This window comes from Pseudochrobactrum saccharolyticum (assembly GCF_008801715.1).
Taxonomy (GTDB): domain Bacteria; phylum Pseudomonadota; class Alphaproteobacteria; order Rhizobiales; family Rhizobiaceae; genus Pseudochrobactrum; species Pseudochrobactrum saccharolyticum.
This window is the reverse complement of the sequence record NZ_VZPG01000001.1, coordinates 606,894-621,402: the sequence shown is the minus strand read 5'-3', so window position 1 is coordinate 621,402 and position 14,509 is coordinate 606,894. Positions and strand designations below refer to the sequence as shown.

The 14,509-nt window shown below is 48.9% G+C and carries 5 protein-coding genes; all 5 read left to right on the top strand.

Annotated elements, in window-relative coordinates; genetic code table 11:
- Positions 1-63 precede the first annotated feature (63 nt).
- The 5 genes from F7P81_RS02825 to F7P81_RS02805 all read left to right on the top strand — a co-directional run bounded on the left by F7P81_RS02825 (position 64) and on the right by F7P81_RS02805 (position 14,447).
- Positions 64-366 carry a hypothetical protein gene (locus tag F7P81_RS02825; RefSeq protein ID WP_151158491.1) on the top strand — a complete coding sequence of 101 codons (303 nt, stop codon included), beginning with the start codon at positions 64-66 and terminating at the stop codon, positions 364-366.
- 198 nt (positions 367-564) lie between these two features.
- Positions 565-1,671 carry an agmatine deiminase family protein gene (locus tag F7P81_RS02820; protein ID WP_183956621.1) on the top strand — a complete coding sequence of 369 codons (1,107 nt, stop codon included), beginning with the start codon at positions 565-567 and terminating at the stop codon, positions 1,669-1,671.
- 2 nt (positions 1,672-1,673) lie between these two features.
- On the top strand, positions 1,674-2,132 hold the full coding sequence (locus tag F7P81_RS02815) for a hypothetical protein (RefSeq protein ID WP_151158490.1): 459 nt from the start codon (positions 1,674-1,676) through the stop codon (positions 2,130-2,132).
- Between the two features lie 421 nt (positions 2,133-2,553).
- Positions 2,554-10,689: a DUF7507 domain-containing protein gene (locus tag F7P81_RS02810; RefSeq protein WP_151158489.1), complete on the top strand. Its 8,136-nt coding sequence runs from the start codon at positions 2,554-2,556 to the stop codon at positions 10,687-10,689.
- The gene (locus F7P81_RS02805; protein WP_151158488.1) at positions 10,686-14,447 is read left to right on the top strand and encodes a TonB-dependent receptor; all 3,762 of its coding nucleotides are present in this window, start codon (positions 10,686-10,688) and stop codon (positions 14,445-14,447) included. Before F7P81_RS02810 ends, F7P81_RS02805 begins: the two co-directional genes overlap by 4 nt.
- Positions 14,448-14,509: the final 62 nt, after the last annotated feature.

The window sequence follows — 14,509 nt, the reverse complement described above, 5'->3', positions numbered from 1 at the left end:
ACCTGCCAGTATATTCAACGCGGTCATACAGCCGCGTTGAATATCTGGAATAAGGGGATGCTATTGAGAAATACGGTATTTTTCAGTCTTCTGGCATTCTTTATACTTTTCACAGCCTTTGTAAATCTGTTGCTCAATCCTGCACCTCCGCAATATCCGTCGATTGGCGGTGGCGGATATGACCTGTCCGGATTTGTTTACACGCTGTGCCTGCTGCTTTTTACTTGTCTCTGGTCAGTCATTCTGCTGATTGCCAGCCAATGCGTAAAAAAGCCGATTACAGCACGCTGGCTTTTTATTCTGGCTATGATTGGTGCTTTGACATTTGTTGTCTCGCTACTGCTTTATTACGATAATCTGACGTAAAAATATGATGCGCTGTTTACCTGTCACCGCGTCACCTCTCGCCAATAATGCGGCATTGAACAGGACAGAGTGTCAAAAAATATCCCTGCAATATGCGTGAATGTGTTCAACATCCGTTGACAGCGCTTAAGGGTGCTCTACTTTATGTAAATACATTCTAAAATATCGATTTTCCTTTTTTATTTTCATGGTGATAAGATGATGACACGCCGTCAAACTTTACTGGGTGCTGCCGCCGCTGCCGTTGGTCTGTCGATGCAAGCGCGTCGGGGGCAGGCGGAAGGTTCATCAGCGCGTGCTGCGGGATTTTGGTATCCGGAAGAAACAGAACCGCATGAGCGCACTTTCATGCAGTGGCCGGTTAATCCTGTTGTCTATGATGATCCTGATTTTCTTGATGATATTCAGAAAACGATTGCGAAAATCGCCAATACGATCGCAGAGTTTGAGCCGGTTGTGATGCTGGCTGCAGCAAAGCATCACGGTGCTGTTCGCAAGCTGGTATCGCAGAAAGTAGAGCTATGGGACATTCCGACTGACGATTTATGGTGTCGCGATTCCGGTCCTTCATTTGTCGTCAATGGAAAAGGTGGACTGGCCGTCACACAGTTTAATTTTAATGGTTGGGGGGACAAGCAGACCCACAGCGCAGACGGTAAGATCGCTGCACAGATAGCCGAACGATTAGGCTTGCAGGTTTTTGATGCAGGTCTGGTCGGGGAAGCGGGCGGCGTTGAAACCGATGGCCACGGCACGCTGATCGCTCACGAAAGCAGCTTCGTCAATGCCAATCGCAATCGGGGCAGCAAAGCTGAAATTGAGAAGATGCTGCTGGATACGATGGGTGCGCGCAAGATGATCTGGGCACCTGGAATTATTGGCGCAGATATTACTGATTATCATATTGATGCGCTTGCCCGTTTCGTTAAACCGGGACAATTGCTGATCCAGATGGGTGATGAAATTGACGCCGAAGACCCATGGTCGGTTGCCTCCTTCGAGACGCATGACATTCTGGCCGCAGCGACTGATGCCGAAGGGCGTAAACTGGACATGGTTATTTTGCCGGAGCCATACGATATTCGTTCGAAGAGCCGCGATTTTGTGTCTTCTTATGTAAATTATTATGTTTGTAACGGCGGGGTGATTGCTGCGGAATTCGGAGATCGTGAGGCCGACGAGCGGGCTGCTGCTATACTTAGCAAATTATATCCCGGTCGCGAGATTGTTACACTGAATATCGATCCGGTAGGGGAAGTTGGCGGTGGTATCCATTGTGCAACCCATGAACAACCCAAGGTCTGAATATGTGGAACTGGTTACGGCGCAATACTGAACCCTTGGCCGCTTTGGGCGGAATTGCTACGGCCTTTGCCGCGCTTTCAGCACTGATTATTATTCCATATCAGGTCGGTCAGGCCGATCTGATACAGCGGGATCAGACCGCGCGCGAAATATATCGAGAATTTCTGAACCTGACTGTGCAAAAGCCCGAACTGGCGCGTGCTGATTATTGTTCGATCAACAAGAAAACTGAGCTCACCGCTTATGGGGCATATGTCGAATATCTGCTTTATACGGCTGAGCAGATGGTCGAAACTTCACCGGACTGGCGTGCACCAATGGCCGGATATTTGAGTGATCACATGGAATATTTATGTGATCCCGAGGGGCTGGGAGCGCGTGACGGGGTGGCTGATCTGCTGGCGCAGACGGGACTCGTCTGCAAGCCTGAGAATACCTGCCCGCAAAACAGCAGCCCTTAAGACTATATGCGGGGAGAGAGGTTTACGCCCTGATAGCATTGGCGGGGTTGAGCAGGGTGGTTTCAATCAGCAGTGTACTGTCCGTTATCTTTTGCGCCAACCATTCGTTTGTCGCGGATGATCGCGTTCTTTGCGAGATCGGTCTCCCATACAACAGAACCTCCATTTAGGTTCGTTTTTGTGCTTAAGAGTCACGTCATGGAAAAATTATTCAAAAATATCAATTAATTATTGGTTAACTATTTCGAATCATGTAGTGCCCCTCATCAAGGTGGGGGCCTAATCGAATATGTTTTAATTACCCGCGAACTTTCAGTTCGCGGGTAATTGATTCTGCGCGCTTGTGTTTTTGTTAAACACGGATGAGCAGCGCTTTCTTTTATGTCCCGACCGATGTGTAAGCATAGGTTTTAGGGACGAAATGAAACGGTTATTTACAGTGTTTATCATGGCGGTTTTTGCCATGTTCAACTCTCTGTCTGGCGTTTATGCGCAAAGCGTAACAGGCTGGACACTCAATATTAATGCTGACAAACAAAGTCCGCTGGCGGCCGGTACTGAGATTGAGTTTGCTGCGACTGTAAATAACAGTGATAACTTCCCGACCACGCCGACGAGCGTTGCATTTACGATCCCAGCATCGGTTAAGTTTTACGGCCTTGATGTTGATAAGGACGTTTTCAGCGGTTGCGCCCCAATGCCAGCCATTGGCGTAGAGCTGACTAACGATGCGATAATTACCTGTGAAGTGCGTATACTTCAGCCGCAGGAAAGCGTAACCGCTAAAATCCGTTTGAGCCCTCAGAAAGAGGGTGTTGTCGTTTTTAATGGTAAAATTGCCAAGAATGGCGCTGAGCAGAACCGCAGCATTACTGTTAACAAAGGCGCTGACTTAGCCCTGACATTGAATGCTCCTGCTGAAGTTAAGGGTGGTGGCAAAGTTAACTTTACCGCGACTGTTAAAAATGAAGGCCCGTATCCGTCAAAGGGTTCAACACTTACCTTCCCTGTCCCTTCAGGTGTTGTGATGGACCAGCCGATGGAAAATGGCTGCACATTGTCGGGCAATATTGTCACTTGTGAAATCAAACAGGAAATTGAGCCAGGCCAGTCTCTGGATTTTGGCTTTTCCGGACAGGTAACAGTCGGAAACAGCTCCAACATTATGATCGATGCGAAAGTGATTGGAAATTCGCCGCTTGATCCGAATGTTGAAAATAATAAAGCACTTGCAAATATGAAGGTTCTTGCCGGTACGGATGTGAGTCTGAGCAAGGTGCGCTCACCGCAAGATCTTATTCTAACCGGTTCTCCGGTTGAATTTACTTTGACGCCACAATTTGCCGGTGACGAGCCTTCACAGGCAACGATTAAAGATGTCTTGCCGGAAAATTATGAATTTGTTGGTTTTGGAGATCTGGCTGGCACCGGTTGGGCTTGTACTTTAACCGGCAGAGAAGTGGTGTGTGAATATACCAAATCCGCTGACAGCAACTATAAAGCACCGATCAAAATTAATACTACAGCTGTTAAGGCAACCCATGACGGTAAGGGAGCCGGTACGTCTGTTTATAATCAAGCGACAATAACATCTGAGAATGAAGATCTGGACTATGTGGGCAATAACATCATCAATGACGGTGGTGCGAGTATTGTTGACCCATATTTTGATTTGGAAGCTGATAAAACAGGTGGGCCGGACTACGGTTTGGTCATTGTCGGCGAAGAATATCAATATACGTTAAAAAGCAAGAATATTGGCAATTCCGGCTTTGACGGCAAATTGACCATAATTGATCGTTTGCCTGAAAATATGACGGTAACAGACGTTGCTGTACCAGACGGTTGGACTTGTTCTGCATTGCCGATGACTGGGCCCCGTAATTTTGTTTGCGAGACGGATCAATATACATCTGAAGAACCGTTGAAACCGGGTGCTACTGCCGGACCAGTCACTCTGACCGTTAAAATGGAGCAGAGTGGTAAGTTTACCAATTCGATGACCGTTTCAGGGCCTAAGGGTGCAGAAAAGTCAGACCTCTTGGGTAATAATACTGACTCAATCGGCGGTAATGCTGGTTCTGAAAAAGAAGAAACTCTGGCTGATCTTGAGATCAGGAAGACGCTGCTGACACCTGCAATTGTCAAAGCCGGTGATCCGCTTAAATTTAAGCTTGAAGTTATCAATCACGGCAAAGCACTGGCAACTGGTGTTGTTATTGATGATACGCTGAAAAATATTGTCGGCGGCCCATTGGGTGGTCAGGCAACCATCGCAGTGACAAGCTCAAGTGGTATCGTTTGTACGCAGCTTTCGAGCGGCGCTACGGAAGTTCAGCTGAAATGTACAATTGCAAGTCTGCCGGTTCATGAAGCGGGTAAACTTTATCCGTTCATTGAGATCAGTACATTTGCCGGTGACGAAGGTGCGCAAAAGAATACGGCTGTTGTTTACTCCACCGAAACGCCGGATGGTAATCAATCTAATAATCAATCATCGGTTGATTACACTGTTGAACCACTGACAGATGTAACGGTTATTAAATCCAGCTCGTCTGAAAAGACCGGTGCGCCTGCGGGGCAGAGTCTGGTTTATACCATTGCTGCCCGTGTCAATGATAATGGTCTGAGTGGTGCGGACAATGTGGTTATTGAAGATAAGTTGCCACTCGGTGTTCGTTTCGTTGGTATTACCGAAAATGGCGCAATCTGTTCGACAAGCCTCAAGGAAGGTGAGGTCGTCACTTCTGTCAATAACACCATCACCTGTACATGGGTGCGTCTCGAAAACGGCACCCAGAAAGAAGTGGCTATTGAGGTTAAGCCTTCGACCGGTCAGGTTGGAGATGAGCTTGTCAATAATGCAACGGTCAGCACCACGACTGAAGAAACAGACAAGACCAACAATGCTGCCAGCGTTTCGGTGGAAATTCATGCGCCTGCGCTTGATCTGTTGGTGACCAAAACCGATACGGTTGATGGCGAGCAACATGATCCGGTCGAGAAAGGCAGCAATACAACTTATCTGATTGTAGCCAAAAATGATGGCCCGTCGGATGCGTATAATGTCAATATTGTTGATACATTTCCGGTAGCCGGTTTTTCCTATGATAAAGTAGAAGGTCAGTCGGCAGGCCTTACCTGTTTACCAGCAAATGTGAATGCTGGGCAGGCAGGCGGTACGCTTACTTGCTCTATTCCGGTGCTTAAAGCCGGTACTGAAGTGCAATTCAAAGTCCAAATGAAATCGTTGGTACGCGGCACTTATCAGAATAAAGTTGTAATAACTTCAGACGAAACAGCTAAAAACTATGACCGTAATCCGGCTAATAATGCGGATGATGAAACAACCACTGTTCGTGTGAAGTCCGATGTCAGCGTTGTCAAAAAAGCCAACGAGCCGGTTGTTGACCTGCGTCAAAGTTTTACCTGGACGCTTACGGTTGAAAGTCTGTCAGGTGACGGCCTCGAAGTTGCTGAAGAAGTTATTCTCACCGACACTTTGCCGGAAGGTATGGTGCTGACTGAAGTTCCTGAGATTACCAGCGGTAAGGGTGGTTCGTGTCTCGGTGTTATCGGTACACGTCAGATCAGATGTGAACTCGGTGATATGGAACCGGCGGAAAAAACAGTCATTAAACTTACCACCAAGATTACAGATATGAAGGCAGAGGCAATGACCAATGCCGCTTCTGTCGCGACAAAATCTTTCGACAAAAACTCAGCGAATAATACATCTAGCGATAGTGTTAAAACTGTTCTCGGTGGTTCGGTAAGCGGTAAAATCTTCGTCGATTTCAACGAAAAAGCTGATTTCAATACTGGTATGGATACCGGCGTCGACGGTGTGACCGTTACTCTGACTGGTAAAGCTCAGCATGATAATGAGAAGCTTACTTTTACAGTAATCACGGATAGCAATGGTAATTATAATTTCACAGGAGTTCCTGCCGGTGAATATCAGGTCAGCTACAGCAATGTGCCGGACAGCAGCAAATACCAGACCGGTGTTTCTGTGTCTGGTACCAATGATTATAATGATAGCAAGACTTCATCAGTGAACAACACAACCCTTGGTTCGGTTGTCATTGAAAAAGATTCCAAGAGTGTTGAAAATAACTTCACACTCCACGTCACGCCTTCGGTTGGCCTGAGCAAGGTAGCCAATGCACCTGTTTCAATGGGTGATGGTACTTACACTGTCACATATACATTCACAGCCAAAAACCTCAGTCAGGAACCGTTGAAGGACATCACGCTGACGGATGTTCTGAATGGTGGCGCACAGAATTTTGGTTCTCCATCAGCGGATAATGTTCCGCAGCCAGGGTTCTACAAGGTTACATCCGTCAGCACGAACAGCGGCACTTTGTCGTCTGCTTTTGATGGTGCAACCAATACGCTGATCGTTGGTAATGCCGTGCTGCAGCCGAATGCAACGCTGATTGCCACTGTAGTCGTGCGGGTTAATCCTGATAAACCATGGAAAGCCAATCCGCTTGTTCTGACCAATCAGGCAGACGTTACAGCAGTCGGTGAATATTCCGGCAAAACCGGCATTGCGGACAAGTCAGACAACAGAGCCGGTGGTGAAAACTATCCGAACCGGAACGTGCCGACCACCGTTAATATTGTGCCGGAAGCAGCGATTAAGCTGGAAAAAACCGGTGCGCGCATTGGCGGAACTGGCGAGATTACAGCCGGTGACGTGATTGAATATACATTCAAAGTTACCAATACCGGTAAAACACCGCTCTTTGATGTGGTTGTAACCGATCCGAAAACTGGTCTGGTCTGGACTGCGAATACAAAGATTGCAGAACTCGCCGTTGGCGCCAGTAATGATACGACCTTTAAAGCGACCTATGTCGTCAAACAGACAGACATTGATAATGGTACGCTGGAAAATACAGCGAGGACTGAAGGGACTTGGGGTGACTTTAGCGGCACGCCGCAAACGGTTACTTCAACAGATAAATTTGACCTGCCGCTGAGCGAACCTGCTCTGAGGTTTGAGAAGAAACTGAAGCAGTCAGAGGTTAAAACCCCGTCAATTGTTGGTGACAAGATCACCTATGAATTCATAGTCACCAATACCGGTAACACGACATTGAACAATGTAGTGATTACAGATGAATTGGCTGGTGTGGTGGATAGCGGTGCCTTTAACATCGGTACACTTGCGCCGAAAACAACGAAGACTGTTGAGGCTTATTACCTGCTGAAATTGCAGGATATTAATGCCGGAAAAGTTGTCAATAAAGCACTGGCCACCGGCACTTATGGTCCTGATGACAAGAAGATCACCACACCGCCTTCAGAAGTAGAAGTTCCGACTTACCGTGATCCGAAGCTGACGCTTGTGAAAGCATTAAGCTCGGTTGTGCCGGAACCAGCCTATGCCGGTGATATGCTGGAATGGACTGTGACAGCGACCAACGAGGGCAATGTCACTCTCTATAATATCAAAGTCAGCGATCCGCTGGTGGGTGCAGTTATCGCACCGGCATCTCTTGCTTCATTGGCACCGGGTGAAAGTGGTACATTTATGGTTAAAGCACCAATCCAGCAGAACCATCTGAATGATGGTAAGGTGGTCAACACTGCCAAGGCTGATTTTGAAGACCCGACAGACCCGCAACCGCCGGTGGATTCTAATGAAGTTGTAACGCCGCTTGCACATAAGCCTTCGATCAGCCTTGAGAAGGTGGCTATTCTTGATGGTCTGAGCAATCCGGCAAAGATCGGTGATGAACTTCGCTACAGCTTCACTATCCGCAATACCGGTAACGTCGCGCTTAATGGTTTGGTTCTGACCGATCATCTCGAGGGTGTTGTTATTGATGCTGCTGATCTGACACGTCTGGAAACATTGATTTTGCAGCCGATCAACGCTGCTAAAGACAATGATGCGGAAGTTCAGACTGTTGTTTACGGTACTTATAAGCTGAAGGTTGCCGATATTAATGCCGGTAAGGTTGAAAACACCGCCGATGTTAAGGGTGTTCCTGAGCATGGTGACAAGACACCGGTAACGGATGACAGCAGCACCGATACACCACTGGATCGCGACCCTTCCATCAAGCTTATCAAAACACTTGAAGCGTCTTCATTGCCGAAGCCTGCTAAGGCTGGTGACGTTATCAAGTTCAACTTTGCCGTCCACAATACCGGCAATGTGACTCTGGAAAAGATCCGCATTGTTGATTTGGTTACCGATGTACAGGTCATCAATCAGACCGGCTGGACTGGTCCGTTGGAGCCTGGTGAAGTTAACACGGATGCGTTCACTGCAACCTATGCATTGAAACAGTCTGATATTGATGCAGGTACTTTTGCCAACACGGCACAGGTAATCGGCTCAAGTGTAAACGGTATGCCGGATGACGTAACCGATATTTCCGGTACTGATCTGACGAATGACGATAAAACCGTTGTGGAGCTGGAAACCTCGGCATCGGTGACGATTGTCAAATCGGAAACCCATGCTTTTTCTTCACCGACACAGGTGGGTGAAGTCATCACCTACTCGTTCCTCGTCACCAACACCGGCAATTTGACACTGACCAATGTCATTGTGGAAGATCCGCTTGTTGGTCTCGTGCCGGATATGCCTTTCACCATTGCCACGCTGTTGCCGGGTGATGCGAACGCAGTGACGCTGACAGCAACTTATAAAGTCACACAAGCCGATATTGAAAAAGGTGAAGTCGTCAATCAGGCCACTGTTACCGGTGACTATGTTGACCCTGCCGATAAGACCAAGAAACCGGTAACACCGGATGTTTCAGAGGAAATTAAAGTTCCGCTGGAGCAGAAGCCGGGTATTGCTGTCGTCAAGGAAGCGAACTCCAAGCTGACCGAACCGGCAGAAGCCGGACAGGAAATTGAATATACATTCACTGTCCATAATACCGGTAATATGGTGCTGAATAATGTGGTTCTGAATGATCCATTGGCAGGTATCACACCAAACAGCTTTAATGTTGGCACAATGCAGCCGGGTGAGCAGCAGGTATTCACAGCCACTTACGCCATTACTGAAGCGGATATTGATGCCGAAAAGGTTATCAATCAGGCAACAGTGAAGGGCACCTATGGCGATCTGACCACACCGAAAGACATTGAAGATCCTTCAGGCCCGACAGTGGATACAGACGAGCCGACCATTGTGCCGGTTATGCCTCCGCTGCCTGAGCTGGAAATCATTAAAAAGGGTGAATGGAACGACGCTAACGGCAATGGCTATCCGGAAGTTGGTGAGACACTCGAATTTACATTCGATGTTACCAATAAGGGGAATGCGCTGCTCAATAATGTGACTGTGCAGGATGAAGGTCCGCTTTTTGCAGGCAAGCGCGGTACCAATCAGCTGTCCGCGATCACTCCGGCACCGGTGACCCTGAAACCGGGTGAAAGCCAGACTTTCAAAGCAACGTATGTATTGGCACAGGCAGATATTGATGCAACTGCCGGTCTTCCGGAAACGCTGACCAATATTGCCTTGGCCAAGGGCGATCAGCGTAACGGCAAGCCTTATGAATCTGAGGAAGATAAGGCGAAAATCAATCTGCCTGCTACCGAGCCTTCATTGGTAAAAATCACCAAACAGGCATTGCTGCATCAGGTTCGTCGTGGTGACCGCGTACCTTATATCATCAAGGTTGAGAACACTTCGTCGAGCAATGTAGGTTTGCTGAATATCATCGATACTATGCCTTCCGGTTTCCGCTATGTTGAAGGAACGGCTACTGTAAATGGTGAAAAAACTGAACCGGAGATCAGTGGTCGTCGTCTCAGCTTTGATAGACAGCCGATGGGCGCAAACAGCACGATCGAGATCCGTCTTGAACTGCTGGTTCTGAGTTCGGCAGGTCCCGGCAAGCACATCAATATTGCCACCGTAACGGACAAGGACGGCAAGCCGGTTGCACCTGATGCACAGGCGATTGTCGAGATCATGTCTGAACCTGTTTTCGACTGTGGTGAAATCATCGGCACTGCCTTTGATGACAAGAACCGCAATGGTTATCAGGACGAAGGCGAAAAAGGTCTGGCCGGTGTGCGTGTTGCAACCGCTAAGGGCTGGCTGATCACAACGGACGAATATGGTCGTTTCCATGTGCCTTGTGCGGCGATGCCGGATCAGCGCATCGGTTCCAATTTCATCATGAAGCTTGATACCCGCACGCTGCCGACAGGCTACCGTCTGACGACTGAAAACCCGCGTGTTGTCCGTCTGACTGCCGGTAAAATGACCAAGCTGAATTTTGGTGCATCGATCAGCCGTGTTGTTCGTCTTGACCTTCAGGATGCAGCTTTTGAAGCAAACCGCGTCGAGCTGAAAAAGCAGTGGGCTGACAACCTGCCGCAGCTCGTGGAAGTCCTGAAACAGGAAATCTCGGTTCTGCGTCTGAGCTACAAAATGGCAGGCAATGAGCAGTCGCTGGCCAAACAACGTATGAAACATGTTCGCAAGCAGATCGGTGATCTGTGGAAGCGCAAAGGAGATAACTACCCGCTTGAAATCGAGACACGCGTGGAGGTGAGCAAATGAGCCGCTCAGTGAAAACCGCCACGCAATTTAAGGTTATGAAAATGTCTCAGTTCAAACTCGGTTCTTTCTCCCGCCTCGCTCTTTTGGCCAGTTCCGCACTGATGGCAGGCCATTTCTCAACCGTTTCAGTCTTGGCGCAAACCAAGACTGAAACCACTGAAGGCTCAGATTTGCGCGGTAAAATGTCGGATGACAGCTCACTGCGTCATCTGACAATCGGCGAAAATACCGAAAAAGGTATTGTTGCCGATGCGGGCAATATTCCGTTTATGATCAGTGTGGATGGTGACACGGTTGAAACCAGTGCCTCGAAACCAACAGCTCAAACACCACGTCAGATTGATCGTGAGCGCAAAACCGATGTGGATTTGAGTGGCGTTGATATTCAGATCAAATTTGATGGTCTGGATGCATCACCGATCCTCAATGTTTCGACCATGCCGGTGCGTCGCAGCTATAGCGCCAATGAAACTGTCGAATTTCTGGCAACCACCAACTATCCGGCTTTTATTGAGCGTTCGGAAATCCGCATTTTTGCCATCGGTGACGGCAAATCGGTTGATAAGCCTGTGGCTGTTGTACCGGTAAAAACTAATGCCAAAGCGCAATGGGTGATGCCGGCACAAGCCGATGAGCGTGAATATGCCTATGTACTGCGTGTTTATGATGAAAAAGGCCGGTTTGACGAAACCGAAGCGCTGACTTTGCGCCGTAGCGAAAAGAAAGACATTCTGGGCGATCGTGCGGAAGCTGTTGCACCGGGTATGGGCGAAGACAGAACTGCACTCCGCAATATTCGTGTGCAGGGCGGTGCGGTAACAGTTCATGGCACCAATGTACCGGATGGCTATAAGGTCAAAGCTTTTGGCGAAACTATTCCGGTTGACGGCCAACAGAAATTCGTGGTGCAGCGCATTTTGCGTCCCGGCGATCACGATATTGATGTCGGCATTAATGACGGGTTGAAGGGCGACGGTCTGGCCTTTAACCGCGATATTAATATTCCGGATAATGACTGGTTCTATGTCGGTTTGGCCGACATTACGCTTCGCAAGCGCAACGGCGACAGCGGTATTGAAGCTGTGCGTCCGGGTGAATATGACAGCACCACGACTAATGGCCGTCTGGCATTTTATCTTAAAGGTAAAATCAAAGGCGAGTATCTGCTGACGGCTGCTGCTGACACAACCGATGACGAACTCGATAAGATGTTCCGTAATTTCGGCAAGCAGAACCCGCGTCATCTGCTGCGCAAGCTCGATCCGGATGATTATTATCCGGTCTATGGTGACGACTCTACTTTTCTGGAAGATGCACCGACCAATGGTAAATTCTACGTCCGTTTAGAGCATGGTGACAGCCGTGCAGTATGGGGTAATTTCAAAACCCGCATCACCGGCACAGAGTTTATGCGCTCTGACCGGGCACTTTATGGTGCGCAGGGCGTTTACCGTTCGGAAGAAACAACAAGCTTTGGCGAGCGTAAAACCGAAGTTGATTTATACGCTGCCCAGCCGGATACATTGCCGCAATATGAGGAATATCTGGCAACCGGTGGTTCGGCTTATTTCATGCGCCGCCAGAACATTGTTGAAGGTTCTGAAACCATTACGGTTGAGTTCCGCGATTCAGTAACCGGTCGTGTTATTGAGCGCCGTACACTCAAAGCCGGAGAAGATTACCGCTTTGATTATATGCAGGGCGTGCTGATCCTCAACCGTCCGCTTTCATCCTCTGCCGGTACATCTGATCCGGTACGTGACGGTGCATTGGGCGGCAACAAAACCTATGTGCTGGCACAATATGAGTTTGAGCCGGTTGCCGGTGATCTCGACGGCTACAGCCTTGGTGGCCGTGGCCAGCAATGGCTGAATGACAATGTGCGCGTGGGTGCGACCGGTTATCAGGAAACTACCGGCACTGCCGATCAGAAGGCCGGCGGCGTTGATATTCGTGTGCGCCATTCCGACACCACTTTCATCGAGGGGGAAGTGGCCGGTTCTGACGGGCAGGGCTTTGGCTTTACCCGTTCCACCGATGGTGGTCTGACCAATAGCAACACCCTTGCTACAGGCAATAAAGGTCGTACCGCTCTGGCATGGCGCCTGAAAGGTCAGGTTGATCTGGCCGATATTCAGGAAGACGGCGTACAGGGTAAAATCGGCGGCTATTATGAAGAAAAAGAAGCCGGTTTCTCCAGTCTTTTCGACAATACCAGCGTCGATAAGCGTCTCTGGGGTGCCCATGCCGATCTGGATGTGACGGACAAAACCCGTCTGAAACTCATCTATGATGATTTCTGGGATGCGGACGGTCAGATCAAGCGTGAAGGCAAGACCTCCGTCAGCCATGAGATTGACGAATACTGGAAAGTGTCATTTGGTGTGACTTACACCGAACTGATGTCACCGACCGCTATCCGCTCAGGCAAAACCGGCTATGACGGTTCCCGCATAGATACAGGTATGCGTATTGATTACCGTCAGGACGACGATCACCTTTATTATGTCTTCGGGCAGGTAACAGCCGGTCGCTCCGGTGATATCAAACGTAATGATCGTATCGGTGTTGGTACAGAACTGAAACTGACCGATACAATCGGCACACAGGCAGAGATCTCCTATGGCACAAATGGTCTCGGCGGTCTGGCCGCTCTGACCTATGATCCGAATGCTGATGATCATTATTATGTCGGTTACCGTCTTGATCCGGACAGAGCCTTTGATCTCAATCGCAGCTATGATCTGATCGGCCGTGATAAGGGTGCCATTGTCGGCGGTGTGAAGCGCCGTATGAATGATGTGCTTTCAGCCTATTCGGAAGGCAATTATGACTTGTTTGGTGTTCGCAGTGCGCTGACACACACTTATGGTGTGGTCTATACGCCGGATAATGTCTGGACATTTGACGGTGGTTTTGAAGGTGGCCGTGTTCGCGACAACACCACAAATTCCTCTGGCGTTGAATATTCTGACTTTGACCGTTATGCGCCGTCGCTGGCCATCGGCTATAAGGACGAGGAGCGCGGCATTACCGGTCGTTTGCGCGGTGAAGTGCGTGTCGAGCGCTCAGACGATCATACCCGTGACCAGAACACTTATCTGTTGGCCGGTGCCTATTCATGGAAAACCAATCCGGACTGGCGTGCACTGGTCAGTGTGGATGCGGTTCTCTCGGATACGAAATCGGATGTCACTTCGTTCCAGAACACGGATTATGTCGAAGCCTCATTCGGTTATGCCTATCGTCCGGTGGAAAATGACCGCCTGAACGCGCTGTTCAAATATAGCTGGCTCTATGACATGCCGGGCAATGGTCAGCTGGGCAGCGGTGTTTCCAACTATCGTTATGCGCCTGCACAGCGCAGCCATATTCTGTCGGCAGACTTTACTTATGATCTGGTGCCGTGGCTTTCAGTCGGTGCCAAATACGGTTTCCGTATTGGTGACGTGAAATACCGTCCGGCAGAAAATGATCATAAATTTGACAAGGACTGGCAGCGTTCATCCGCCCATTTGGGTGTTATCCGTGCCGATCTGCATGTTGTTAAAAAGTGGGATCTGCTGCTTGAAGGTCGTGTGATGCATATGCCGGAAGCCAAAACTACCGATTTTGGCGCGCTGGCAGCGGTTTATCGTCATGTGGGCGAGAATTTCAAAGTTGGTGCCGGTTATAATTTCGGCCGCTTTTCGGATGATCTGCGTGACCTGAGCCTTGATGACCGTGGCATGTTTGTGAATTTTATCGGCAAGTTCTGAGCCGGATCACTATACGGATAATAACAATACGGGCAGCGAAAGCTGCCCGTATTGTTTCTGCG

Excerpts from the sequence above, each read along its gene's own strand:
- F7P81_RS02815 (WP_151158490.1), top strand. The coding sequence starts at position 1,674 with ATGTGGAACTGGTTACGGCGCAATACTGAACCCTTGGCCGCTTTGGGC.
- F7P81_RS02820 (WP_183956621.1), top strand. The coding sequence starts at position 565 with ATGATGACACGCCGTCAAACTTTACTGGGTGCTGCCGCCGCTGCCGTT.
- F7P81_RS02810 (WP_151158489.1), top strand. The coding sequence starts at position 2,554 with ATGAAACGGTTATTTACAGTGTTTATCATGGCGGTTTTTGCCATGTTC.
- F7P81_RS02805 (WP_151158488.1), top strand. The coding sequence starts at position 10,686 with ATGAGCCGCTCAGTGAAAACCGCCACGCAATTTAAGGTTATGAAAATG.